Origin of the sequence: Nostoc sp. DedQUE09 (assembly GCF_034530915.1) — a bacterium.
In the GTDB taxonomy this organism is placed as follows: domain Bacteria; phylum Cyanobacteriota; class Cyanobacteriia; order Cyanobacteriales; family Nostocaceae; genus Nostoc.
In genome coordinates this window covers 1-26,912 of record NZ_JAVRCE010000081.1, presented here as the reverse complement: position 1 = coordinate 26,912, position 26,912 = coordinate 1, and the positions used below count along the sequence as shown (strand labels likewise).

Sequence of the window (26,912 nt, the reverse complement as noted above, 5' to 3'; positions counted from 1 at the left end):
CGCTGTCTGCCCCAAAACATCTTTACTCACAACGCTTTTAAAATTTCCTCATCTACAGAAAAATCTACTTCAGCTTTATCTTTTGCATTAGCTAAATAGTCATTTTCCAGAGAGTCTTGTAACCCAGAAATCAAATCATATTCAGGATGCCAATTTAATTCTGTCTGCGCTTTATTCACCGAAGCAAAGAAATGCTGCACCCGCATCGGAAAAGCTTTGCGTTTGCCGAAATCAAACTTTTTCGGGTCGTAATGGACAATTTTTACAGCATCAGGTGATTTGCCAGCCGCTACAGCACTAGCGCGGGCTAAACCATCAAAAGTGACAAAGCGATCGCCAGAGATATTATAAATCTGTCCTATAGCTTGTTTATTACCCAAAACCTGAGTCATTGCTAGTGCCAAGTCTTTTACATGGCCTAGCTGGGTAATATGCAAACCATTTCCGGGGATAGGAATAGGGCGATCGCGCACAATTCTGTCAAAAAACCAGCCTTCTAACTCATTATAATTACGAGGCCCGTAAATATAAGTAGGACGAATAGAAGTAAAAGGTAATCCCAATTGAGTTAGATAAGCTTCTGTTTCATGTTTACCTTTATGCCGACTTTTAGGATCTACTGCATCGCCTTCTACATGGGGCAATTGATCGGATTTGAGATATACTCCCGCAGAACTCATATACACAAAATGTTGCACTCGGTCTTGAAAAATTTCTGCTAGTGGTTGAGTATCAGTAAGTTCGCGCCCGTTATTGTCAAAAATGACATCAAAGTTTTCTTGTGATAATTTTGCTTTTAATTGAGTAGCATCTGTGCGATCGCCTATAATTTGTCCTACTCCCTGTAAAGAAGGTGCTGGCCGATTTCCACGATTGAACAGCACGACCTCGTGTCCTTTTTCCACTAGTAGTTGAGTCAAATAGACACCAATGAACCGAGTACCACCCATAATCAGAATTCGCATAAATTCACCCTTTCTATATCAGTTTTCATCAAGGGAGTAAGGACTTGGGACTAGGGAAACAAAAAGAACAAGGAGAATAACTCATCCCCAATACCCAATGCCCAATGCCCCGTTCCCAATCTGAGATTATCAGGTTGCCGCATCCATCTGGAACCTCTGAGGGAAAGATTCCGTCTTATGTGCTAATCTGGGGCGCTTCCCGTTAATTAATCACAAGGGGAAACTTTTCAGTTAACGTCATCAAATTAGCCTTTGTATTTTCCACTTATTCAAGTTAGCTGTGCCCTTGAAATATGCTCTGGTTCATGAGTGGCTGACACCTAAAGCCACCGGTGGTTCAGAACTCGTTGTACGAGAAATTTTGAATCACATTGATGCTGATTTGTATGCTCTCATAGATTTTGAATCCAGCAATAGAGAAAGTTATTTATATAAGCGTCAAATTGGCAAGACGTTTCTCCAGAACTTTCCCTATGCCCGCAACGGTATACAAAAATACTTGCCTTTGTGGCCCTTGGCAATTGAACAACTTGATTTGCGGCATTATGATGTCATTCTGTCTTCATCCCATGCTGTTGCCAAAGGAATCCTTACCACTCCCGAACAGATGCATATTTGCTACTGTCACAGCCCTATGCGCTACGCCTGGGACTTGACCTTTGATTATCTGCGCCACAGCAAACTGGGTAGTGGTTTACCTGGGTGGGTGACACGATATTTATTACATCGTTTGCGCCAGTGGGATGTATTGAGTGCCAATCGCGTTGATTACTTCATTGCCAACTCGCAGCATACAGCTCGGCGGATTTGGCGTTGCTATCGGCGAGAAGCAACAGTCATTTATCCACCAGTGAATATTGCGGAATTTCCGTTTCTCTCTGAGAAAGAGGACTTTTACCTGACAGTTTCTCGGTTAGTAAGCTACAAGCAAATATCGTTGATTGTCAAGGCTTTTAATCAACTAAAACGACCATTAGTAGTCATTGGTACAGGAGATGAAATGAACAAGATTCGCGAGATGGCAAACTCAAATATCCAAATACTCGGTTGGCAACCCGATAATGTGGTAAAAAAATATATGTCTAAGGCTAAGGCGTTTGTATATGCAGCTTGTGAAGATTTTGGAATTGCCCTAGTGGAAGCACAAGCCTGCGGCACGCCAGTAATTGCTTATGGTGCAGGGGGTGCTTTAGAAACAGTGCGAGATATTCGCTCTGGTGCGGATACAGGGACAGGTATATTTTTCAAGACGCAAACAGAGGCGGCTTTGGTGGAGGCAGTAGAAAAGTTTGAAATGTATGAGGGTTCGTTCAATTCCGAGTATATGCGATCGCACGCCGCGCAGTTTTCACCGCAAATCTTTGCAGATCGTTATCTAGATTTTGTAAACAAGTGCAACGAAAAAAGACCATTTTTGCAATGATGGTCTTGATTAACGTCTGATTTTTTTAGGCTTTTGGCAATTTCCCCCAGAAGCATCTCATTTTGGCTTTAATATTGGGACTATGTGTGGTGTGGATTATTAAGGAGTATGATGACTGCCCAGAGCTCACTCCTCTCCGGCAAACGAGGCGTTAGGCAAGACACTAGATCGTCTACGCGTTTCTTAAAACGCGGTCAAAAAACAAAGACGCCAAAAGTTAAACCCAAAGGTTTATCTTTTCAGGGTTTAAACGGAGAGTTTGCCAAACGACTGTTCGATATAGTGTTTTCGCTATCGGTATTAATTTTGTTCTTCCCCGTCTACTTAATTTTGACCTTGCTGATTGCCTTTAGCTCAGAAGGGCCAATTTTTTATGTCCAGGAACGGGTAGGGAAAAATTACAAAGCGTTTAGTTGTATTAAATTCCGAACAATGGTAAGCAATGCGGACGAAATCCTCATGCAAATGATGGAAACATCGCCCGAATTGCGACAAGAGTTTGAAAGCAGTTTTAAGCTGAAACAAGACCCCCGGATTACTAAAATTGGTCGATTTTTGCGAATTACTAGCTTAGACGAATTTCCCCAGTTCTGGAACGTTTTAAAAGGGGACATGAGTGTAGTCGGTCCCCGACCCTTGGTAGCAGAAGAACTGCCAAAATACGGTTGTCACATTGACGATATTTTAACAATCCGTCCAGGAATTACTGGTTTGTGGCAGGTATCTGGGCGTAATGACATTCCCTATCCTCGGAGAGTCCAAATAGACCTGCATTATGTCAAATTTAGAAATTTCTGGCTTGATTTATGGATCATCTTGAAAACTGTTGATGTAGTAATTCTACCCAAAAATAACGGCGCATACTGAGTAACTACTTAGGGTGGATTCTGTGGGGCAGTTAATGCCCCTAAGTACCAATTCTCCCCTCAAACTAAAGGATTGCTCATTTTTGTTTCTATAATTTGTGCTTTTCTACTTAATTCAGACTTCTGTGAGTGTGGATTTTTGGCACTTTTGCCAGAAGTCTAATTTAAAATTGCTATTTTATTGAGTCTTCATAAAACTAGAGATATATGAAGTTTTGACAAAAAACAACATACATAAAAAATCTTGATTTATCTGGTAAAAGAAAATATAGATAATTAAATAATCTTGAGCTATCTAATGCTGGACTTACGTGTTGAATTACTTTTTCTTAAGTATATTTATTTACGGAAAAAGTCTCATAACAACAAGAACTCGTAGGTTTCCCATTAGGCAATTCAGCAATTAGTTGCTAGGTTGTATCAGATTGGCTGTAACTTTTTAATCAAAGACAATAAGGGATAATTGAGCATGACGCAACAGAAGCGAGCGTTGATTACTGGTATTACTGGACAAGATGGTTCATATCTAAGTGAGTTTTTGTTGGAACAAGGTTATGAGGTTCATGGGGTAATTCGCCGGACTTCTACCTTCAACACAGACCGCATCGATCACATTTACGAAGACCCCCATAAAGAGGGAGTACGGTTGTTTCTTCACTACGGTGACTTGACAGACGGTACAACGTTACGGCGTATTTTAGAAGAAGTAAAACCAGTAGAAATTTACAACCTCGGCGCTCAATCCCACGTCAGAGTCAGCTTTGATTCACCAGAATACACGGTGGATGCAGTTGGAATGGGGACATTACGTCTGTTGGAAGCAATTCGAGACTACCAGCATCGTACCGGAATTCAGGTGCGATTTTACCAGGCGGGTTCTTCAGAAATGTACGGTTTAGTACAAGCAATACCTCAAACTGAGACAACACCCTTTTATCCCCGCAGTCCCTATGCCTGTGCGAAAGTTTACGCTCACTGGCAAACTGTAAATTATCGTGAGTCTTATGATTTGTTTGCTTGTAACGGCATACTTTTTAACCACGAGTCACCACGGCGGGGTGAAACCTTTGTAACCCGCAAAATTACTAGAGCGGTGGCTGGTATTGTTGCTGGTAAGCAGAAAAAGATTTACATGGGTAATCTAGATGCCAAGCGAGATTGGGGCTATGCAAAAGATTACGTCAAAGCAATGTGGTTGATGTTGCAGAAAGACCAGCCAGACGATTACGTAATTGCTACTGGTGAAACCCACTCGGTACGAGAGTTTTTGGAACTGGCATTTAGTTATGTGAATCTTAACTGGCAGGATTATGTAGAGTTTGATGAGCGTTACCTGCGTCCATCTGAGGTAGAGTTGTTGATTGGCGATTCTACCAAAGCACGGCAGAATTTGGGCTGGGCACCATCAGTAACCTTTGAAGAACTAGTTTCCCTAATGGTAGAAGCAGACTTACAAGCATTGGGTCACACTTCACCCAATGGAAAAGGTTCGCAATTTCCAGATGATATTGCGACTATTCGTCAAACACTGGGCGCTTTACACTTCTGATTCGGCATCACAAAGGATAAAATATGACCGCCTTAGAACTAAAAAATAAACGCATTCTAGTCACTGGTGGGTCGGGGTTTCTAGGCCGTCAGGTGATAGATCAACTGTGTAAAGCAGGAGCCGATCGCGAGAAAATTACAATACCGCGATCGCGCGATCAAGATTTGCGTGTTTGGGAAAATAGCCAACTTGCAGTTGACCAGCAAGACATAATCATACATCTAGCAGCTCATGTTGGTGGCATCGGTTTGAACCGCGAAAAACCCGCAGAGCTATTCTACGATAACTTGATCATGGGAACCCAGCTAATTCATGCTGCCTATCAAGCGGGAGTAGAAAAATTTGTTTGTGTTGGTACAATCTGTGCATATCCCAAATTCACTCCAGTGCCATTCAAAGAAGACGATCTTTGGAATGGCTATCCAGAGGAAACCAATGCCCCTTACGGAATTGCAAAAAAAGCGCTTTTAGTTCAATTGCAATCTTACCGTCAGCAGTACGGTTTTAATGGGATTTACCTACTGCCAGTAAATTTATATGGCCCGGAAGATAATTTTGACCCCGGAAGTTCCCATGTCATTCCAGCATTAGTTCGCAAAGTTCACGAAGCCCAAATTAATGCAGAAAAACAACTTGCAGTTTGGGGTGATGGCAGTCCTACCCGTGAGTTTCTGTATTCAGAAGATGCAGCGCGGGGGATTGTGATGGGGACTCAATTCTATAACGAATCGGAACCAGTTAACTTGGGAACCGGTTATGAAATCTCCATTCTTGATTTAGTAACTCTAATCTGCGAATTGATGGAGTTTAAGGGGGAAATTGTCTGGCAAACTGATAAGCCTAATGGTCAACCCCGCCGCTGTTTAGATACTGAACGGGCAAAGCAAGCCTTTAATTTCACGGCTCAGGTAAGCTTTGAAGAAGGGCTAAAGAATACCATTGAGTGGTATCGTCAACACGCTACATAACTATGTACTGGTGAATGTAAAGTGATCCAAGCTGGGTAATGCCCAGCTTATTTTTTTGACTATTTTTATTTATATGGGCAAAGTTAATCATCAGCTAAATAAAGTAGAACTGCGCCGCACTCTACTCAAAACACGTCAATCAATGTCCATTGGAGAGTGGAGAGAAAAAAGCGATCGCTTATGCTCTCATTTACAAAACTCTACTTTGTTTTCCCAAGCAAAAACAATACTCGCTTATTTCAGCTTTCGCCAAGAACCTGACCTCAGTCCCTTATTTGCCAACACCAAATATCGTTGGGGATTTTCTCGCTGCGTTGAGAAATCCCTGTCTTGGCATATTTGGACACCGAATGATTCTGTCCAAAGCGGCCCTTATGGTATTACTGAACCACACCCTGACGCTCCAATCTTAGATGCTGCGGAAGTAGATTTGATTCTTGTCCCCAGTGTAGCTTGCGACCATCAAGGATATCGTTTGGGTTATGGCGGCGGATATTATGATCGTTTGCTCAGTTTACCGCAGTGGCAGACAAAGCCGACTATCGGAATTATCTTTGATTTTGCCTATTTGTCCCAAATACCGATTGAGCTTTGGGATAAACCACTACAAGTTATTTGTACGGAAACCGGATTGACTCATGAAGGTTCCAGGATTCAGGATAATGAGGACGCATTCTCAAATGTTTTATGACTAATCCAACGTCATCTACCACTGAGCAGGAAACAATAATTGACGAAATTATAGCAAGTAGTCTCCAAGCTCAACAAAAAACAGGTCCAGACCTCCGTCAAATTCATAGCAAAAGTCATGGACTCCTGTGGGGAGAGTTTATTATTGAACCCAATCTTTCTGAAGACCTGAGAGTAGGTTTGTTCAAAACGCCCCAAACCTATCCTGTATGGATTCGTTTCTCTAATGGTGGTTCGCCTCAAAAGCGTGGTCAATTCAACTCCGATAGCCAACCTGATGTTCGCGGTATCGCCATCAAAGTAATGAATGTGGACGGACAAAAAGTGCTGGATGATGAAGAAAAAACTCAAGATTTTATACTCAACAATTATCCTATTTTCTTGACCAAAGACGTTCGTGATTACGCCGATCTTTCCAGAGCAGGTAGTGGACAACTTACCCCAGAAAGGCTGGAAGAACTTGGTTACGCCTTTGCTATCTTGCAAAAAATTGGCAGCAAAAAGGTAGGAAATCCGCTTTTGATTCAATATTGGAGTATGGCTCCGTTTAAGTTTGGTAGTCGAATTGTAAAATTGTCTGTCAAATCTCAACAGCCTGAACAATCACCCGAAACACTTCCAGAATCAGAAAATTACCTCCGAGAAGCGCTGGTCAAATATTTGACTGAAGAAGGTAGAGAAGCTTCTTTTGACTTCCTAATTCAGTTTTATGTAGATGATGAAAAAACGCCGATTGAAGACCACGTTCAAGAATGGCAAGAAGCAGATTCACCGTTTATTAAAGTTGCAACTGTTCGCATTCCCAGTCAGAAATTTGACTTTGAAGAACGCAAACGCTTAGATGAGGGTATATTGTTTTCCCCTTGGCATACACTGCTAGAGCATGAGCCTGTTGGCAGTGTAAATCTCTCTCGCAAGAGGCTTTACAGTGAACTTGCAAAGTATCGACGAGAACAAATCGCCCAACGATCGCGGGAACCACAACCTTATGTAGCGGTTGAAGATTAACCACTATAGTTTGACTTAAAACTGTAGGGTGATAAACGATAAGCCTACTTGATTAGATACTATTTTTGGCATTGCTGATTTGATGTCCAAAAGTTATTAGTTGTGCAACTAAAACTCTGGTATAGACGTAAAATTTTACGTCTATACATTTATCTAAGACATAATTGAATTTTAAGAAAAGATAATTTATCTTATTAATCAAATGCTGAACTTAAAAAAATCACGATCGCAAATTCTGCTAATGTATGCGCTGTTGGGAGCGATCGCCCTGTTGATGCTCTTTCCTTTACTATGGCTAATTAGTACAGCCTTAAAATCGCCGACGGAAAATATTTTTCAGTCGCCGCCACAGTTGCTACCTAGTCAACCGACACTAAATAACTTCTCTAGTGTGTGGAACTCATTACCTTTTGGGCAATACCTGTATAACAGTACCTTGGTGTCAGTACTGACTGTGGGCTTAAATCTGTTGTTTTGCGCCTTGGCTGCCTATCCGTTAGCAAGATTGTCGTTTGTGGGGCGAGACTGGATTTTTATAGCGATCGTCTCTACGATTATGATTCCCTTCCAAATCGTGATGATTCCCCTTTATATTTTGACAGTCCAGATGGGTTTGAGAAATACTTATTTAGGGATGATTTTTCCGAGTTTAGCTTCTGCGTTTGGCATTTTTCTGTTACGCCAAGCTTTCATGAGTGTACCCAAAGAAATAGAAGAAGCCGCCCGGATGGATGGCAGCTCAGAGTTAGGATTGTGGTGGCATATTATGTTACCAGCAGTTCGCCCAGCACTGGTAACTTTAGCTATTTTTGTATTTATTGGTGCTTGGAGTGACTTTTTGTGGCCTTTAATTGTCATCCAAGACGAAAATTTATACACTCTTCCTTTGGGAGTCGCCAAGCTAGCAGGGACATTTTCTCTTGACTGGCGCTTGGTAGCTGCTGGCTCAGTGATTGCGATCGCCCCAGTATTATTACTATTTTTGTTTCTACAACGTTACATTGTACCCACAGAAACAGGTAGCGGCGTCAAGGGATAAAAATATTTTTCGCATACCCAATTCAATAAGCACCAGTCTTTTTAAATACCACCCAGATAGTTTTAATAATCAGACTCAGGTCATAAGTTACAGACCACTTGCGTTGATAATCTATATCCATTTTCACAATAGTTTCAAAGTCTGTAATGCTGGAACGCCCATTAGCTTGCCATTCTCCGGTAATGCCTGGTTTAACTCGCAATCTATCCCAATGATGTGGATCGTAATTACTGACTTCATCAGGAGTAGGTGGACGAGTACCAACTAAACTCATGTCCCCTAACAAAACATTCCAAAATTGAGGGAATTCATCCAAGCTAGTACGCCGCAAAAATTTACCAACAGGAGTAATGCGAGGATCGTCAACGGATTTAAAAATGTGACCTTTGGCTTGGTTCTCAACCAAATGCTTGAGTTTATCAGCATCGACTATCATGGAGCGGAATTTCCAGATGCGGAAAGTTTTTCCGTTTAAACCACAGCGAATTTGGGAATAAAATATTGGACTTGGCTCATGAATAAAGGTAGCAATTGCTACGGGAATTGCTATCATAAATGTAATAATCAGCCCGACAATGGCTCCAACAATGTCAATTAATCGTTTTCTCACGCTTAAAGTTGACGGGTGTGAAGGCTGTTGCAAACAATTAACTGAATAAAGAGAAAGATTATTCACAAGGGCTAACTTAGTTTTATAACAGGAATTTTTACATTAGTAGTGTAGACATAGACATGATTGTTGGGCGATTTTTACTACTGTTGTCGTTACTACCGAGTGTTAATATACACAAATTTTAGCCGATGTAAAAACCAAAAACCAAAAATTTACAGAATCTTTCAATTCAAGTAATAGATTGTAAAATTACGGTATTTTATCCATTTAATAACAAAGATACTACTATCGTACAGAACCGAAAAATTACTGTCCTGAAGTATTAGTACTAATAGTACTTTGCAAAATTCCAAATGCTTACATTATGAGCATTTGGAATTTTGAGTAGTATTCTTTTTTCTAGCGCGATCTACTAGTACAACACGGCGGAAATAAACCAATCATTCCAAATCAACGAAACTTTTATGCTGTATTCATTTTTAATTTTTAATTTTTAATTTTTAATTCCGCCTTGCGGTACTAGTCTCAACGATCGACCTCTAAGGCAAAATTCACCGTATATGGTTCTTCTAGTGATTGCTGATTACTAGCCTTAATTGCATCTAGATAGCGACGCAAAGACAACAATTGTTGAGAATTAGGACGATAAGTGAGACTTCCTTGTTTTTCAAAAAGTGGTGCTGTAGCGATCGCCTGATAGTCAGGATTTTCTTGCGAACTCTGGGTAAGCCAGGTTGATTCTGTCACTGAAGGTATCAAACCGGAAGGCAGTTCACCTTCCAAAAAAGCCAGCAGCCGTTGCTGACAAATGCGAGTATTGATCCCACGACCCTCAAATAACTGGATAACTTCACCGAAAGATAAGGGTCGGTCTGGTAGCAATCGCAACAATTCTGTAAACAAGAAATAATCAGTGTATTGGTGCCTGGGTATATCTAAAATCTGGGGATGCAAAGGCAGCATCGCCAAACCATAAGCAACTCGACTGCAATTGGGAGCGCCGTTCTCGCCGAGGTATAAATCTTGAATAATCTTAGTGCTGGGAAGTTTTTGCCGTAACCAGCGGTTCACCGTTCCGACACAAGCCACTCCACCAGTTAGGATAGCTTGATTAATGGCTTCTGTGGGGATGCCACGAGCTACCAATAACTTGTTAAGTTCTCGGTTCAGGCGGCGCACAAAGGGGATAAATACTTGGCTTTCTAAGTCTCGTCGCTGCAAAACCCACCGCTGATCGGCTAATTCCAGGGTAAAAGAGTCTTGGTGTTGCAAAATCAGTTTTAAGGCTAACGCCGCATCTAATACCGCCTGTCCCAGTAGAGAACTTTCTAGACGCTGTTGGAGACGAATGCGAGCAGTGATATCTGGTTCTCCAACTCTAGGTAGTTCTAATTCTTCCAACCCTAAAGTCTGCCAACGCATTTGGTCTAAACCAGGAATTGACGGTTGCCATTGCCAAGGATTACTCGTGGTAGTTTTGCGTAGGCGTAGCCCGCCGGAGGCATCGCTTGGTGTTTCTAGGCGTGATTGCCGAGATTTCGGTGGCAATAGCAGCTGACAAATTATATCTTGTTCAATTCCCTTGCCAGCATAAGCAAAACTGTGGAGCATGAAATCATTGTATGTCAATTGCTGCAAGGTTTCTGGTAGATTCACCAGCAACATTTCTGTGGCAGTTGTCCCAATGTTAATCACAAGAGTGTTGCCAACAATGGGATGTTCGCTAGTTTTTAGCGGATGAGAACTTTGAGCATCGCTTAGTTTTACTTGCTCACCATTAACTGCATCGAGTTCTGGGAGTAGACTAGCGATCGCTTCTTCGACAAAAAAGACTTGCTGCGGATGTTGGATAAGTTTGCTAGTGAGTAAAGCTTCCCGCACGTTAAAGCGGTATTGTTCCGACCAGCTAGATGGACAGGTACAAATTACACCAGCAATATTATTGATAATCTGGGGAAAATCTTGTTCGCCGATCCCCATAGCGGCAGCCATTAAACTAGGGGTAGTACTTGTTTTTTCGGATTTGAGGGTTAATAGTAACTTAGAGAGCGATCGCACAACCCAAATCAAAGGCCCTGCCGAAAATTCATTTAATTGCAAAACTGGTTCCCATTTCTGTCGTTCACTCTTGTAGGGAATGGCTACTTGTAGATAGGGCTTCAACTGTGCCGAGTAGAGATTATTTTTCGTCGGATCTGCTGTCGATCTTGGTGTTGCAGGAGTGGTAGCCGAGCGATCGGGCGCTTTATCTTGGGCAACAGCCGCAGGTGCTGTTTGCTCATGTGCTTCGATAGTTTCGTTTTCACCGTGGGGTACAGAAGCAATGGGCAAATAAACCTCTGTTGGTAAACGAAACGATTGCTGAAAGGAACTTGTTCCTGGCGGATTTTCTGCTGACCAGTAGATAGGATGTACAACAAAAGTCGAGCGATTTAATAATGCCGCGGAAATTCCTGTTGTACCTAAATCAATTCCTAAATACCAGACTGATTCTAGAAGATTGGGTGAAACTTCTGGATTATTTATGGAGTTGGCAATTGGAGGTAAAGAACTTTCTGGAACAGGAGTTGTGACTTCCTTTTTTTCAGTTTCTACCTGGGGAACTGCCAAACTGGAGAAAGCAGCTGATGTATTCTCTGTTATTTGGAGATTTTCAGGGGAAGTTGTGTCTTGAATGTTATCAAGTGGTTCAGAGAAAACATCCAAGTTGGTAGCTGGCTGCGACTCAGAATTTAGCTGCCGATCAAAATTAGCCAAATCCCGATCTAATTGCTGCAACTGTTCTTCATCTAAAGAAATATCTGGTACGACAGGAGACTGGTTTGACTCAATAGAAAGTAAGTTTTCTTGGGGTGAAGCAGCAATGTAGTTATCTGAAGACAATTCGGAGCGATCGCTGTTAATTAATACTTCTGATGTGGCGATATCTTCGCTGCGATCGGGCAGCGTGTCGTAGACAGACGCTTCGGGAACAGTAGGCTCTACCAAGGCAATTTCTGCTACTTCTGGAGTCACTGGTGATGTGGTTGTGGCATCATCCACAAAAGATGAGACTTCCAGCAGTTGCAGTTCGCTATCTGTATCAGGCAATAAGTCAGTTGCTGTAGTTGTGGCATTATCCACAGAAGATGAGACTTCCAGCAATTGCAATTCACTCTCTGTATCAGGCAATAAGTCAGTTAGGGTGTTAATTGTATCAGCACTAGCTGGCTGAGTGCCGATTTGTGGCAAACTGTCTATTTGTGGAGTAGAGAAGCTAAGAGGTGAATCTAAGTCAGTATCCTCTTCAAAAAATAGTTCTTCCTGTGGCTCTGATGAATCTGTGGTTTCACTTAAGTATTGGATTGGAAGATCCATATCCGGTGTCACAATCGCAGAATTCACGATTGGAGAGACAGGCGGGTTCTGGGCGATATTCAACGGAGATGCAGAGGCTGTGGAAGCAGATAAGTCATTTGTGGGAACATCGAGACTGGGATTATTAACATCACCAGCATCAAACAAACTGGCGTAAAGTTGGTCTACTTCATCACCAATTGCCGCAGAAATATCTTGCGGTAATTCGGTCGGGGTTTGAGAATATTCAGATGAGTCTACACCAAGCTGCAACAGCACTGCATCTAGATCCTCTGTGAGGGTAGTCTCCTGTTGCTCAGAAGTAATTGTGAGTGGAGATGAAGTTTCTGGCTGTATCAGCTCCAAAGATTGGGGTGCAACTCCAGCACCAATCTCGGCTGGTTCAGTCAATGATGGTAGTGTCTCAGATTCTCCTCCCAGCAAAGATGACTGCGAACTAGGGGATTCTTGTTGCAAATGCTGGGTTAAATTGTTGACAAAGCTGGCCATCAGCTGTTCGCCTTGCATCCCCTTGCTATGCATTCTTGCCAGTGCTTGGGACAAGGATTCGTAATAAGTATTAATGTTGCGCTGTAGTGCTTCAAAGACTACATTTACCGTCCCATCTAGTGATAATAGGCGTTGATCTAACTCCCTAGCTAGCTGGGTTAAGCGCTCCACATCGTCAGAGGATTCTAATAAAGATTGAGTTGCAGAGTTTGCGTAATTAATTCCTTCTGAAGAACTGGCGGAATTTTCCCTCGTCTGTCCCATCAGTGGTGTTAAAGTTGGCACAAGGCGACTCATGAGTACCTGTAAAAACTCGGCAATCATTTGCTCCTGGTTTGTCAACTGCTGCGCTAAGGAGTAGTTTTGCAAACGCTTTTGCTCTAGTTGCCGAATTTCTTGTATGAGAGTGGCTCGCTCTTGCAAAAGCAATTCTAATTCCGATCGCAACGGCTGAATCAATCTCGAAAATTCATTTTTTAATTCTCCCGCGCCAACAGTACTCTCTTCCTGACTGGGTTCGAGCGGCGGTAGTGGATACTGGTTATTACCACGATCGATAAATTTTGTTAACAAAGGCGATGGCTCCGTCAACCCTAAGGGCGATCGCGGATCTTCAGAAGACTGATTTGGGACGCCGCTCTCTAATGCTTCTTTTTCTTGTAACCTCACCAAGAAGTCGCGAATTCGCTCTAAAACTTCTTTAGGCTCTTGCGCCTGACCAGACAGAAATCTAGACAGGCGCTTGCCACCGCTGGCAAGTAAGTTGTCAATGTCTGCGATCAGCTTTTGAATTTCATCTGTACTAAAAGTCACTTTGATTACCTTACTTAGGAATATATGTCAATTAATATGACAATTAATTTACAATCACTGTATCCCTATGGGGATCTTGCTACGTGCAGCGTCGACCATAGAAGAAATTTTGAGTGGCAAAAGCCGCTACTTGGAATTGTGACTAGTCATTATGTTATGGATTACTGTGAGTCGTGGCAATCTTCAATTATCGAAGAAAACAAAGAGAAACTTCTCTCCTTGTCTCCCTCTCTCCTTATCCTCTTCAACAGCCTTTGCTCGAAAAGCTTAATTTTGCAGGTCATTGGTTGCCTATTTTTGAAAATCGCTAAAATACCTGAGCAATAATTTACTCCCTTTAGTATCATTAATGTTGTTTGCCTATATTCATAACTAATCAAGTTTGCAGTGCAGCTAGCCCCTAAGCAATACAACCGCAGGCTATAAACTACTTTTTGCAAAACTTTTACCCCGTTTAAACTTATAGGTAAAGATTATTTAGAAAAACTTCTTGTCGCTTTCTTGTGTAGCATAGTTTAGTTTTTTCTTTGAAAGGGAGCTGTGCAATGATAGCTTAGGCTAAAAATGACACTCCTGTTTTTTGTGTGTACATAGCAGCTTGAATTAAAGATGTCGTAATGGAAGATCGATATAGCTTGCAAGCACAGGCTAATTCCTGGATGATCGCCTCCGCTCCCTTTTTTCAAGGGTTGCCAGAAACTGCTGTGGAATCAGCCCTCACCCATCTTGTTACCCGCACTCATCCAGCCAATCAGGTGATTCTACTGGAAAATGACTGGGGTGGTTCTGTGTATTTTATTATGGACGGATGGGTAAAAATCCGCACATACAATCTGGAAGGAAAAGAGGTAACGCTGAATATTATTGGCAAAGGTGAATTGTTTGGTGAAATGGCGGCGCTAGATGAAGCACCTCGATCCACCGATGTGATTACCTTGGCCCCAACGGTAATTGGTAGTATGCCTGCTCAGGATTTTGTCAAATTACTTCAGATAGAACCCTTGGCGGGAGTTCGATTGGCGCAACTAATGGCACGACGTTTGCGGCAAGTAAATCGCCGATTGCGGTTGCGGGAATCTGATAGCCAGTCAAGGGTAGCAGATACGTTGTTATTTTTGGCAGAAGGACAGGGAAAAAAAGGGCAAACCGGAACTGAAATCCCCAATTTACCTCATCGGGAATTAAGTAGTTTGAGCGGACTGGCGCGGGAAACGGTGACACGAGTATTGACAAGGCTAGAAAAAAAAGGCTTGATTAAACGGGATCAAGACACTATTTGTATTCCCGATTTGTCAGCCTTAGAAAGAATGATCGTTTAAAAACTTGTCAGATATGAGTATTTTAGATTCTCTCTCAGATGAACCGGAGGAAGATCCATCCTCTGAATCTCCAACTCCTCAGAATCATTGGTTAGATAAAGAACAGCAGTTAATGCCTCCTCAAATCAAAGCTGATGCGCCCTTGAGGATGGTGGAAACGGCATTTTTAGCCAGTACCGCTAGCCTGATTTGGTTTATTAATTTTTACTTTCCTTTGGGCCCAGTTTTGCGGATATTTTTTCCAGTGCCGATCGCTCTAGTTTATCTGCGTTGGGGCAAACGTGCAGCATGGATGGCAGCACTCACCTCTGGGTTACTGCTGACGGTACTGATGGGGCCAGCCCGCAGTTTGCTGTTTGTCATGCCCTACGGGTTCATGGGCGTGCTTTTGGGCGCTACATGGTGTCGTCGTCGTCTTCCCTGGATTGTTTCTATCACTTTGGGTACGCTATTGGGTACTTTAGGAGTCTTTTTTAGGCTGTGGTTGCTGTCGGTTTTGTCGGGTGAAGACCTATGGATTTATGTGATTACCCAGGTGACTGAGTTCATTGAGTGGGTATTTTTTAACTTGAGTTTGTTGGCGAGTCCCAGTGTATTTTTGATTCAAGTGGGAGCGATCGCTTTAATTTTACTCAACAACTTTATCTACCTTTTTGTGGTGCACCTAGCAGCATGGTTGCTTTTTGACCGCCTGGGCAACCCGATCCCCCGCCCACCACACTGGGTACAAGTTCTCATGGATTATGAAGGATAGTTATTTGTCATTTGTCATTGGTTAAATGATCAGTTCTAATTAATAACCAATGTCCTATGCCCAATTGCCCATGCCCAATTCCCAAATTAGTATTTATACACAAAAAGAACTAGGTGAACAATGGCTGCGGAGGTATCGTGGTTGTTTACCAGTATTTGCTTGTGTTTTAGGATTTACTGAAACTGGTTTAATTCCAGGGATTTCAGCAGCTGGTCGCACTCCAGAGGATCGGAAATATACAGCTTGTGCCGATGCTGAGTTTTTGTATTACGGCCCAGAATACAAAGCCCAATATCCCCTACCACCATTGGCGGCTGGGGCTTCACCTGTGCTGATTTCTCGTGCTGTCTTTGAGTCACTAAAGATACCAGTTCATTTATTTAATGCGGGTTTACCCCAACCTCCTGCCGTGCCAGTAATTGATTTGGGTGGCGCTCCTGCTAAGTGTTTAAGTGGAGGTGCTGCGATGGAAATTACAACAGTACACCACTTGTTTGAACAAGGGCTACTTTGGGGAGAACGCCTAGCCGCCAATATTCAACAGGGGTATTTGATTCTCGGTGAGTGCGTCGTCGGAGGTACTACAACTGCTCTGGCAATATTAACTGGTTTAGGTATAGATGCTGCCGGAAAAGTTAACAGTAGCCATCCTGTTTGTAACCACGCGCAAAAGTGGGCACTAGTGCAAGCTGGACTGGAGAAGATGAGGGGGAACAGGGAACAGGATGAGATATTCCAATCTCAAATCCAAAATTCTGTAGATCCGCTAAAACTCGTCGCTGCCGTGGGCGATCCGATGCAAGTGGTGGTAGCTGGGATGGCGATCGCTGCTAGCCGTAGTTGTGGTGTAATGCTGGCTGGAGGGACGCAAATGCTGGCGGTTTATGCGTTGATAAGTGCGATCGCTCAAGCTTACGCTTTATCATGGCAACCAGAAGCAGTAGTTGTAGGCACAACCCGCTGGGTAGCAGAAGATCCAACTGGCGCTACAGTTGACTTAGCCCTTAACTTAGGAAAAAACAGCTTAACTCAGAATGGAGGAACTCCTCCTTTATTAGCAACTTATCTGAGCTTTGCTGATTCTCGTTATCCTCAACTGAGAGCTTATGAGCAGGGCTTTGTCAAAGAAGGTATGGGCGCTGGAGCCGCTTGCATAGCCGCCCATCTTAGCCAAGATTGGCAGCAACACCAACTTTTGGCAGCCATTGAAGCTCAACTTGAACGCCTAAGTACTGCCTTGAACTAAAGATTAAAGTCGTCCCTCTCCGAGTTGGAGAGTGTTATATACAATTTTGTTTACCTTTTAGTTTTTCAGGATAATTATCTGATGAAATTAGTCAAAAATCTTGGTATTGCTACCGTCAGTACTGTTATAGGTATCACTTATGTCAGTGCCTCTTCTCCAGTCCAAGCTGTACAACTATTTGATTTTCAGTACTCTTTTCCCAGTTATGAAGCAAATGGTACAGCGATTTCCGCTAGCGGCACCCTTACAACTACGGATCTAGATCCGATAAAAAACAATTATACAATCACAGGAATAACTGGCACAAGGACAGCCCAAGGAATTACTGAGACAATTATCGGACTGCTTTCACCAAGTACATACGGAACCAATGATAATTTTTTAAATACAACTACGCCGCTCCTAACCCGGAACGGTTTTTCTTACCTGGTTTCTGGAAGCGGGGAAGACGGAAATGGCAACGTTAACGTATTTTACAGTAGTTTAAATGAAGGTTATTCAGAGCTTTCTAGCAATGTTGATTATGGAAGTTTTAGTGTTGTCACTCCACGTCCTATTCCCGAACCTTACACAGTAAGTGGCTCATTGGTTGCTCTTGGTTTTGGCTGGTGGACAAAGCGAAAGCAAGCAGTAGCTTCCCAGAAGCAGCCTCGTAAAGGTATCTATCTGTAAGATTTACAGTGCATTTCCGATCTAGATTGCGTTACACCTGGCATCTTACTCTTACTTAAAGTAATACCAAGTCGCCTTCATGATGTATCGCTAGACGACTTGGTATTAGGATATGATATCAACCGTAGCTTGATTAAAAACTTCCAGGATTGTCATCAAGTGCCAGCAAGAAATTAATCAGGTCTGCTTGCTGGTTGGAATTGAACCCAGATTGTCTATCTACGTAAAAGTAATGACCAGTGCCATCAAGGTTACTACGCACTAAAGCAGGATTAGCTTTGTTAGCTTTCACAACTAAGGCACGAAGATCGCGATCTACCAAGGCACGCAAGCTGCTAGCAGGATCGGCAGGTATACCTTGACTGAGAGTCCCAGATAGCCCTAAACCACTCTTGTTAACAACTGTGAAACTACCATTTGAGTTCACTTTCAGGCTTCCTGCCCGTACAGCTGCACCGCCATCGTGCAAATATGGGGCGCTTAAATAAAGACCACGCAAGGAAGTAGTTTTGTAACCGCCTTTTGGCAATATACCTTTAGGTAGAGTTGTGGGAGTATCAGAGATACCCTGCGTTGGTACATCCAGGACTTCAGCCTTAGCAGGTATGGGAACTGGAGTGTTAAAAGTGTACAGCTTGGGTGGTACTAACAAATTACTTAGCCCCAAGCGAGATTGGGCACGAGCGGAGTTAGTACGAATTTCATCAATTGGATGAATTTTGTTGTCAGTGAAGAATGGTGGAATATGGCAAGTTGCACAATTGGCTTTCTCAAACACTTTTGCGCCACGCTTAACAGAATTGCTGTTTAACGCTTGCCAGTTTTCTGAAGTCTGGTTGGCAGGTGGCACTAAGCTATTTTGGAAAGCAGACATAGCGTTGTCAGCAAATAAGAAAGTGCCACTAGCAATATCACCAGGCTTTTGAGTATTTGGGCTGAAAACTAAACCGTTGTAAGTAAACAAACTAGGGCGCAGGTTTGGGTAAGTTCCTGTGCCAGGAGCAGGAATTTGGTCTTCTAATTCTGCTTGTGTAGGCTTTGGTGCAATTACCCCCCGTAGCCATTCAGAGGGTTTTACTATCACTCCTTCTGGTAAACGTAGGCTCTTAACGGCAGCATTTTGAAGAAATGTACCAATATAAACTTCCGGGTCAATACCAAGAGTATCTGCACTGAGTTGAGCAGCTGCCAACAGATTGATTTCTGAAGAGTGAACAGCGTTGGTGATAGCACTCAATCCCGCAAATGGTCCCACAGCAAACTGTCCATCAGCTAAATAAGGATGATCTTTAAAGGTGAAAACACTGGGGATTTGAGTAGTGTTTCTAATACCATCCGGTGAACTCTCGAAATTACCGAAAGGTACATCTAAAACAGCATCATCGAAGGCTTTTTCAAACTTTTCAGGATCGGGTAATTCTACTTTATTACCTTTACTGTCAATAATCGTCTTGCCATTGCCTTTGTATTGTGGGTCTAGAGGGTTAAAGTTTAACCGTGCAAACCCTGCGGCTGTATTTGGTGATAAGGCAATGAAAAGCGGAATGGCAAGTTCACCGTTGGGAACTCCTGCAATGATTTTACCATTATTAGAAAGGGTTGCATGACAGAAGGCACAGGTAATATCGCCGTTAGGTGCGTTTCCTATTGGAACAACTTGTCCCTGTTGAATTTTTAAACCTGTAGGAATAACAGTTCCTTTGGGAAAAGTTCGACTACCTATAGTTAAATCCTTCTGGAGGGTAATTTTTAGGTTTGTCGTTGATTTTCCACGCAAATTAGCGATCGCTGCACCTATTTCATCTGATACAATATTCGTCCCTTGCCCTAAACCAAATACCCCTTGCAAACCAAATGTATCACCAATCTTTCGGTTGAAGAATATATCTTCACCTTGGGCGATTAATTCCTTAGTAATTTTAACTGCCCCTACCCGTTGATAGGAAATGGGGTTATTAGGATTGAGTCCCTTATTTGCAACTAGTTGTGATGCTTCTTGAGGACTCAGCAATTTGCCGAAATAGTCGTAATAACCTAACGGTTGAGTCGGAGCAGGTTGCAAAAGGTCAATTTTTGCGAAAGCTGTCTGGCTTGTCATCAACCAATTTGATAACAAGATGCCAAAAACGCTAATGAGAAAAATACAGATTAATAAGAAAATCTTGGTTTTTGAACCATACAATACCCTAATGACATCAGTCTTAGGGTTGTTTTTTTTTGTTTCATAGTGAGGTATTGACTAAAAACCTATAGGTAGATATATCACACTATTACGTAAAGATATGTAATAGTGTGTTTAACTTTTTTGTCAATTTGATGGCTGGATTACTTACTTGTATCTAAGTATATGCTTATCAAACCATCACTCGAAACTGAACCTAAAGGCTTGTCTGACCTACCTCAATCCATTTTTTTAATTCGTTGAACTTCAGGTTAAATTTAATGAATTCTCTCTCTAAGTAATTGTTCTTCTAAAGCAGCAATGCGATTGTACGCTGCTGTTAATTGCGCTGTCAGCCGTTGTATTTGAATTTCTGGTGTTATATTATCTCCACTTTGACGATGCATGTCTAGATAAATGCCATCTGTCAATACATCCTTGTGTTCCATTTCTGGATTTAAATTGTTACGTCCTTTAAACTGGTAGCCTCCAGCCGCGTCATTTTGTTGGCAATTATCCTTTGCTTGTGTATTGGCTAAAGAACACTCTGAGAAAGTTTGAGTGACTTTACCATCAAGCTGCTCAATTACTTGGCACAGGTCATCCAGCTTTTGGCTTAAAGTCAGGATCTGCTGCTGTAATAGCTCCATTTAATACCTTTATTCGTACATTTTCTCTATGTTATTCAATTTACTCTCAACCTTAACGATACTTATGGATTATTTAAGTATTGATAATTTTTAGTGAAAATGTGACATTTAAATCATTACTTCTCAATACAAGTAAGGTTTTACCATAAGTACCACTAAGTAAATTTATGGATAAAAATTAATCTTGAGGTAGAAATTTGCCAAAAAATCACGAATTTGAGTCAAATATTCAAAATTACCCGTATTATCAACAAAAAAACACCGATAATTCTCTAGATTCACTTTTTCAGCTAGTCAGCCACTAGTGAATATCTGCTTAATATTAGGTATAATCAAAAATCTCAAAATCCAAAATCAATGGATCGACGGTCTTTTTTGCTAGGTACGAGCACACTGGCGCTTTCACAACTGCTTTTTGGTTGCGGTGGAAACAAGCAAACGCAACTAAAAGTACAGTTATTAAAAGGTTCTATACCTGGTCAGGTGGTGAATCAGTTCCACAAAGGTTTGCAGCAACGGGTGCAGTTAAAGTTTGCTCCAGTTGAGCGCATACAGGATTTATTTCAACAATTACAAAATTGGCAGCAGAAGCCAAAGACCACTGATGAGCAGGGATGGCGACGTTTTATACCGTTTAGGCAAGGTCAAAAAGCCGCTGACACAGACCTAGTGACATTGGGAGATTATTGGCTACAAGCAGCTATTGAACAGAAATTGATTCAACCACTCCAAGAAGTGCAGGGAAACCAATTAAAGCAGTGGTCTACTTTAGATGAAAGGTGGAAACAACTGGTAACGCGCAACGACCAGGGTATTTTGGATACTCAAGGGAAGGTGTGGGGTGCGCCTTACAGGTGGGGTAGTACAGTAATTGTTTATAACCGTGACAAGTTCCCAAAACTGGGATGGACACCCAAAGATTGGAGTGATTTGTGGCGAGATGGAATGCAGCAGCGTATTTCCCTACTCAATCAACCACGAGAAGTTATTGGTTTGGTCTTAAAAAAGCTAGGCAAATCTTACAATACAGACAATCTTGACCAAGTACCAGACTTGGAAAAGGAATTACAGATATTAAACCAACAAGTGAAGTTTTACAGTTCCAATAACTATTTGGAACCTCTAATCATGGAAGACACTTGGCTAGCGGTTGGTTGGTCAAGCGATGTATTGCCTGTTCTGGGACGTTACCCGCAACTTGCCGCAGTTATCCCCCAGTCAGGAACAGCAATCTGGGCGGACTTATGGGTACGTCCCGCAGGGATTACTAAGGATAGTTTATTATCAGATCAATGGATTGATTTTTGTTGGCAACCAAGCACAGCTAAACAAATTTCGGTGCTAACTAAAACTAATTCGCCAATTTCTACAAATATTGCCGCTTCCGATATCCAAGAACCATTATGGAGTTTGTTAGAGAGCGATCGCAAAGTTTTCGATAAAAGTGAATTTTTACTTCCCTTACCTCCATCAGCAATAAAACAATACGAGTCTTTATTCGCCAAAATTAAGGTTTAATTGGGAATTGGCAGAAGAGGCAGAGGTGCAAAGGGGCAGAAGGGAAAAACTTACTGTAACTGCTCCCATGCTCCCCTGTTTCCCCAATCGCTACAAAAAACGCTGTAAACCGATCTTGTTCTTAATAGTGGTTTGGATACTGCATAAAGCTGGACTTGTACTAAAGTTGCAAGTGTAGGTTGCCAAGGGTTCTTTTTGATAATTAAATACTCGGACGTTGTAACCAAAATTCCGTGCAGCGCTACCCAAGCGATTTACAAAATCGTAGCGCTCTACATACTCTAGTAAACTCCAAATTTGCTGATTTACAATCAAGTCTACTCGTGCAGGTTCTTTGCCAGAGGTTGGATATGCTATCCAATTATCCAATAGCTTTTTCTCGGAGTTTTGTTGTGCCCACCATAAGCTGGGAACGGTTAATCGTTCTGGATGAATAGTGTTAGCTGTGATTACATAGTCTTTTGGCTTGGTTAATAAGTCTAGTTCTAGAGGCGCACTAGAAGGTAACGGTATTGAACGAGTTTGCGCTAGTGTGGACGGGGCTAGTAAAGTGGTCAGACTAATGGTTAGTAGTAATGAAAATGATGTCTGGCGATGGCTGCGCCAACACCAAGGGCGATCGCACAATTTAGGTATATGCATAACTGATACTAATTCGTAATTCGTAATTCATAATTCGTAATTAGGGCACAATCTAAAGTTTAATGGCAACTATACGAATTCTTCGATAATCTGCTGTCCAACTTCCTTCTTGATATAGTGTTGGCTTTAGATATTCCTCGATGACGGGAATTATTTGTATTTGTTGCTCAGGTGAAAGTCCCGCTAAGAATGGACTGGCGAACATTTTAATCCAGTTTGCTATGCCAGCTTCTCCTTCTGCTAAGGGAGTTGGGCGAGGAAACAGGATAGCATAAATAACATCAAAGCCTTGATTTTCTAGGAGGCTGGCATATTCACCAATGCTGGGGTAATACCAAGGATTCTCTACTTGTGCTTGAGAGATACCAATGGACTCTAAAGCACTGTATAAAGCTGTCACGATCGCCTTTACATTCCCTTTACCCCCAAATTCTGCAACAAAACGCCCTCCGGGTTTTAGAGATTGGTGTATGGAGGCGATCGCGCTATCTGCTTCTTTTACCCAATGTAGTACAGCGTTGGAAAATACAGCATCTAATGGCTTATCTACTTGAAAACTTCTAGCATCAGCAACATCAAAGCGGATATGGGGATAGTTTTGTCTTGCCTTTTCAATCATCTCAGATGCATAATCAACTCCCATTACTTCAGCCCTAGCTTGGGCAATTTTTTCTGTGAGTTGTCCAGTACCACAGCCGAGATCCAAAATGGATTCTCCTGGTTGAGGGTTGAGTAATTTTAGTAAGTCTTCGCCATATTGCCAGACAAAGGCGTGTTTATCTTCGTAAAGGGAAGTATCCCAATTATTGCTTGTTGAAATATTATTCATAAATAATTATGGTGGTTTTTAATTGAATATAATAAAGCCCTTTTATTCTAAGGTAATCCCAAACAACGAACTCTTTCGGTTTATTATTTGGTGGATGGTGAGTATCAAGTTAACCTGTTTCGGAGAAGCGATGCCTGCGGCAATCCCTCCGGGGAACGCATCATATTCCTTACATTCCCAGAATTGAATTTGACCGCCGAACAGATTTTTCAAGCTGGGTATTCAAAAAATCAATTATGAGCGCAGTGCTGAGACTCCCATAGGGCCACGAGTTACACCTAGCTGATTTTGCAGTTTCAACTCGCGCCAGAGTTGGGAACCTGTAATCTCACCTTGCAATAATTGACTATAAAAATGTATTGTTTTACTCACTTGCTCTGGTGTTTCATTCACAAATTCAATGCGAAACTGACGTAATCCCAGTTCTATGAGGCGCTGTACATACTCTGCTCCGGTTTGAGCAGTGCCGTTAAATACAGTATTGCGACAACCTACATCTGCTTTGAGGACGTGTTCGCTGCCTACACGGTCTTTTAATTTCACTTCCTGCTTTTCACAAGGTCGTCCACAGTTAGTGTAGTCTGTACCTGTCGATAGAAAAGCACAAAATACACAATGTTCCATGTGAAACATCGGTATATGCTGATGGATTGTCACCTCAAACCACTGGGGTGGACAACTAGTGAGCAGGTCTTGTAGTTGGGTAATATTCAGGTCATAGGATGCTGTCAGCCTTTCTAAACCAAAGCGTTGCTGAAAGTAGTCTGCTGTTAAAGGATTAGCAACGTTGAGCGAAAAATCTCCGATACAACGGTCTGCTGCAAAGAATTGCAATTGGTCATAATTCCGTATCAGATAGCCATCCGCTTCCGAGGCGCGTACTTGCTGTAAAATCCAATTTTCTCCCGGTTTGGTAATTCGGGGTGGCGCAACCCAAATTGTGGGGAGTTGGGAATTAGGAGTTAGGAGTGCTGAGTTATGAGTTAAAAGTGAAGAATTTTCTGCTTTGTTTCTTTGCTGTTGTTGGCGCACTAGTTGCACGGCTTCTCGATAGGCGCGGGGGTCTTCAAATTCACAGTAAAGTGTTTGGATTCCCGCTTCCAGTGCTGCTTGGAGTTGCTTGAGATTTCGTACTAGGACGATGAGTGAAGGATATGTACCTTTAGCTTCCCGCAGGGTAGGAGATGAGGGGAGTAAGTTTTGGAAAGAGACATCAGAATGTAATTGCCAGCGTTTGGGTTGACTTCGCAATTCTTCCAACTGTGCTACGATTTCCCGCCGCATCCGGTTCAACTCACTTACGGGTAGCATAATAGCGCTGTTGAGGTGGTTGGTTAGTGTTCCTAAACAGAAAGGTGTGTTACCGAGACGACCGAATTGTTCTTTTAAACGGTCTGTATCTAGGGGTTTGGTGTGAGCTTCAACTAGAGAAGTTGCAGACTCTACCTGTACAATATTACCGAGTTGATCGCGGGCGATCGCAATCAACGCCTGACCAACTTCTCCATAAACCTCTACATCAATCGGACGCTGAAATTGGGGATTCTCGCCAGCAAAACTCTGACGTAGTTGCTTATCTAATTCTGGATCGCTGGTTTTCCAAATGCGATCGCCTATATGCACTCGGCGCAGGTTCAAGTCATTTCGACCAAATGTCAGCATGGTTTCTTTACCTTTGGATACCACAGCATAAACCCGGCCGCCTTCTTCCTTCGCCTCTGGATGACCGCAGTCAAATACAATTCCATCCCCTGGCTTGAGAGGCGCTTCCAATTTGACTGTTACTTCTTCGTTGTGAATGCGGCTGACTTCACCTAAATAAACCCCACGTTTTTTACCAAAGCGGGCGTGAACTAGTTCCTGATTATTAATCCCGCCAAACCAGCCCGTGTAGAGTCCGCGAGAAAATGCCATTTCTAGGTTGTAATGTTCTTGGTCTGATTGACCTTTCCCCCCTTCCCTTGTAGGCAAAGAGGGGTTAGGTCTTTCCAATTCTGTCATTACACTATCCAAAGCTTGCCGATAAACACGGGTGACATTAGCAACATACTCTGGAGCTTTCAGACGACCTTCAATCTTGAGAGAGGTTACTCCTGATTTCACCAAATCTGGCAGAACATCTAACCCTGCTAGGTCTTGAGGACTGAGTAAATATTTGCGCTCTTTTAAATTTACAACTTTACCATCGGCGATTAAATCGTAGGGCATCCGGCAAGCTTGGGCACATTCACCTCGGTTAGCAGAACGTCCACCTAAAGCCTCGCTAGTCAAACACTGACCGGAATACGCTACGCACAAAGCACCGTGAACAAAAACTTCTAAGGGCAGCGAAGTTTCTTGTTGGGCAATCTGCTGCTGAATTTTATTGATTTCTTTGAGAGAACATTCACGCGCCAGCACCACCAATTGACAGCCAAGAGATTTGGCAAATTCCACTCCAGCCGCACTGGTAATAGTCATTTGCGTGGAAGCATGGATGGGAAAATCGGGGGAAAGTTGACGGATGAGACGGCATATACCAATATCTTGAACGATCGCTGCATCCACACCAGCTGCAATAACTGTGCGGAGATATTGCTGTGCTTCTGCTAGTTCTTTAGGAAATATGAGTGTGTTGACAGTGACATAACCCTTTACGCCCCGACGGTGCAGGAATGTCATCAATTGGGGTAAGTCCGCCTCAGTAAAGTTTTGTGCCCGCATTCTGGCGTTAAACCGATCCAAACCGAAGTAAATCGCATCTGCCCCATTTTCCACAGCAGCTTTAGCACATTCCCAATTACCTGCTGGCGCGAGTAGTTCAGGACGTTGAAGGGAAAGTTGCAAAGGGGAGATATCGCTTTTCATCAGATTTAGGGAGGTTTAACTAGCACCATAGTGATTTTATCGAAGTTATTGGGGGATGGAGCGATCGCTCTTTCATCTGCGGTTCATTCAATCTTCTGGAGGATGCCAACCCGCAAGTACCCAATAACTACGAACTTCTAGTGCATCTGCATCATCACTCAAATGTAGAACTGCAACAGTTGCTCTACCAGTCGGCGTTTTGCCAACAATACGTACACTATCTTCACTCCAGCCAAAATGCTCAAACCAGACTTGAGTACGAGGGTTAAATAGCTTTACCGTTTCGCTCGTCTCTGGATCAAACCCTGTAGTTTTATCACTTTTGTAGCGATTACATAGGGGACAACCTAACCACAAGTTTGATTCATCATTGCTACCATTTTTAGATATGGGAATAATATGTTCGATTTCCAAACGTGCCATTACTAAACGCTGAGGACTCATATCATGTCCGGTTAAAGACTTATCATTAAGACCGCAGAGGAGCGGAGGGG

General features: G+C 42.5%; 21 protein-coding genes and 1 pseudogene. 13 read left to right on the top strand and 9 right to left on the bottom strand.

The features are described from left to right. Positions 1-26 precede the first annotated feature (26 nt). Positions 27-965, bottom strand: a complete 939-nt coding sequence (locus RMY27_RS31650; RefSeq protein WP_322668781.1) for an NAD-dependent epimerase/dehydratase family protein — start codon at positions 963-965, stop codon at positions 27-29. 280 nt (positions 966-1,245) lie between these two features. On the opposite strand from RMY27_RS31650, the gene RMY27_RS31645 reads away from it, so the two are divergent. From RMY27_RS31645 to RMY27_RS31615, 7 genes are all read left to right on the top strand, one after another. Continuing rightward, positions 1,246-2,388 (top strand): glycosyltransferase, encoded by a 1,143-nt coding sequence (locus tag RMY27_RS31645; RefSeq protein WP_322668780.1) that lies wholly within the window; start codon positions 1,246-1,248, stop codon positions 2,386-2,388. A 111-nt stretch (positions 2,389-2,499) separates the two neighbouring features. Beyond that, the gene (locus RMY27_RS31640; RefSeq protein WP_322668790.1) at positions 2,500-3,255 is read left to right on the top strand and encodes a sugar transferase; all 756 of its coding nucleotides are present in this window, start codon (positions 2,500-2,502) and stop codon (positions 3,253-3,255) included. A 468-nt stretch (positions 3,256-3,723) separates the two neighbouring features. Further along, complete coding sequence (gmd, locus tag RMY27_RS31635; protein ID WP_322668779.1) at positions 3,724-4,803, top strand: GDP-mannose 4,6-dehydratase; 1,080 nt, start codon at positions 3,724-3,726, stop codon at positions 4,801-4,803. Positions 4,804-4,826: 23 nt separating this feature from the next. Further along, the gene (locus RMY27_RS31630) at positions 4,827-5,771 is read left to right on the top strand and encodes a GDP-L-fucose synthase (RefSeq protein ID WP_322668778.1); all 945 of its coding nucleotides are present in this window, start codon (positions 4,827-4,829) and stop codon (positions 5,769-5,771) included. A 73-nt stretch (positions 5,772-5,844) separates the two neighbouring features. Beyond that, positions 5,845-6,462 (top strand): 5-formyltetrahydrofolate cyclo-ligase, encoded by a 618-nt coding sequence (locus tag RMY27_RS31625; protein WP_322668789.1) that lies wholly within the window; start codon positions 5,845-5,847, stop codon positions 6,460-6,462. Beyond that, complete coding sequence (locus RMY27_RS31620) at positions 6,459-7,469, top strand: catalase family protein (RefSeq protein WP_322668777.1); 1,011 nt, start codon at positions 6,459-6,461, stop codon at positions 7,467-7,469. Before RMY27_RS31625 ends, RMY27_RS31620 begins: the two co-directional genes overlap by 4 nt. A 202-nt stretch (positions 7,470-7,671) precedes the next feature. After that, positions 7,672-8,508 carry a carbohydrate ABC transporter permease gene (locus RMY27_RS31615; RefSeq protein WP_322668776.1) on the top strand — a complete coding sequence of 279 codons (837 nt, stop codon included), beginning with the start codon at positions 7,672-7,674 and terminating at the stop codon, positions 8,506-8,508. Between the two features lie 22 nt (positions 8,509-8,530). Here RMY27_RS31615 and RMY27_RS31610 read toward each other — a convergent pair whose 3' ends face one another. Further along, positions 8,531-9,184: a sugar transferase gene (locus RMY27_RS31610; RefSeq protein ID WP_322668775.1), complete on the bottom strand. Its 654-nt coding sequence runs from the start codon at positions 9,182-9,184 to the stop codon at positions 8,531-8,533. Positions 9,185-9,646: 462 nt separating this feature from the next. Continuing rightward, complete coding sequence (locus tag RMY27_RS31605) at positions 9,647-13,780, bottom strand: hypothetical protein (protein ID WP_322668774.1); 4,134 nt, start codon at positions 13,778-13,780, stop codon at positions 9,647-9,649. A 617-nt stretch (positions 13,781-14,397) separates the two neighbouring features. Here RMY27_RS31605 and RMY27_RS31600 point away from each other — a divergent pair. From RMY27_RS31600 to RMY27_RS31585, 4 genes are all read left to right on the top strand, one after another. Beyond that, the gene (locus RMY27_RS31600; protein ID WP_094349203.1) at positions 14,398-15,099 is read left to right on the top strand and encodes a Crp/Fnr family transcriptional regulator; all 702 of its coding nucleotides are present in this window, start codon (positions 14,398-14,400) and stop codon (positions 15,097-15,099) included. Positions 15,100-15,112: 13 nt separating this feature from the next. Further along, positions 15,113-15,853, top strand: a complete 741-nt coding sequence (locus RMY27_RS31595; RefSeq protein WP_322668773.1) for a DUF2232 domain-containing protein — start codon at positions 15,113-15,115, stop codon at positions 15,851-15,853. Between the two features lie 70 nt (positions 15,854-15,923). Beyond that, complete coding sequence (gene cobT, locus RMY27_RS31590; protein ID WP_322668788.1) at positions 15,924-17,099, top strand: nicotinate mononucleotide-dependent phosphoribosyltransferase CobT; 1,176 nt, start codon at positions 15,924-15,926, stop codon at positions 17,097-17,099. Positions 17,100-17,180: 81 nt separating this feature from the next. After that, entirely contained in the window at positions 17,181-17,771 is a 591-nt protein-coding gene (locus RMY27_RS31585; protein WP_322668772.1) for a PEP-CTERM sorting domain-containing protein, read from the top strand. Positions 17,772-17,904: 133 nt separating this feature from the next. On the opposite strand, the gene RMY27_RS31580 is transcribed toward RMY27_RS31585, so the two are convergent. Both RMY27_RS31580 and RMY27_RS31575 read right to left on the bottom strand, forming a co-directional pair. Continuing rightward, the gene (locus RMY27_RS31580) at positions 17,905-19,869 is read right to left on the bottom strand and encodes a di-heme oxidoredictase family protein (protein ID WP_322668771.1); all 1,965 of its coding nucleotides are present in this window, start codon (positions 19,867-19,869) and stop codon (positions 17,905-17,907) included. 341 nt (positions 19,870-20,210) lie between these two features. After that, the gene (locus tag RMY27_RS31575; protein WP_322668770.1) at positions 20,211-20,582 is read right to left on the bottom strand and encodes a hypothetical protein; all 372 of its coding nucleotides are present in this window, start codon (positions 20,580-20,582) and stop codon (positions 20,211-20,213) included. Positions 20,583-20,939: 357 nt separating this feature from the next. Here RMY27_RS31575 and RMY27_RS31570 point away from each other — a divergent pair, with 357 nt between their 5' ends. Then, positions 20,940-22,100: an extracellular solute-binding protein gene (locus RMY27_RS31570; protein ID WP_322668769.1), complete on the top strand. Its 1,161-nt coding sequence runs from the start codon at positions 20,940-20,942 to the stop codon at positions 22,098-22,100. A gap of 90 nt (positions 22,101-22,190) precedes the next feature. On the opposite strand, the gene RMY27_RS31565 is transcribed toward RMY27_RS31570, so the two are convergent. Then, entirely contained in the window at positions 22,191-22,742 is a 552-nt protein-coding gene (locus RMY27_RS31565) for a hypothetical protein (protein ID WP_322668768.1), read from the bottom strand. A gap of 52 nt (positions 22,743-22,794) precedes the next feature. Further along, complete coding sequence (locus tag RMY27_RS31560) at positions 22,795-23,571, bottom strand: class I SAM-dependent methyltransferase (protein ID WP_322668767.1); 777 nt, start codon at positions 23,569-23,571, stop codon at positions 22,795-22,797. Between the two features lie 51 nt (positions 23,572-23,622). Here RMY27_RS31560 and RMY27_RS31555 point away from each other — a divergent pair. Further along, a pseudogene (locus RMY27_RS31555) lies at positions 23,623-23,811 on the top strand (Uma2 family endonuclease); the annotation flags it as partial. On the opposite strand, the gene RMY27_RS31550 reads toward RMY27_RS31555, so the two are convergent. After that, positions 23,806-26,418 carry a U32 family peptidase gene (locus RMY27_RS31550; protein WP_322668766.1) on the bottom strand — a complete coding sequence of 871 codons (2,613 nt, stop codon included), beginning with the start codon at positions 26,416-26,418 and terminating at the stop codon, positions 23,806-23,808. The pseudogene RMY27_RS31555 and the gene RMY27_RS31550 overlap by 6 nt on opposite strands. 87 nt (positions 26,419-26,505) lie before the next feature. Further along, the coding region (locus RMY27_RS31545) for an HNH endonuclease (protein WP_322668765.1) at positions 26,506-26,912 on the bottom strand (407 nt) is incomplete at its 5' end.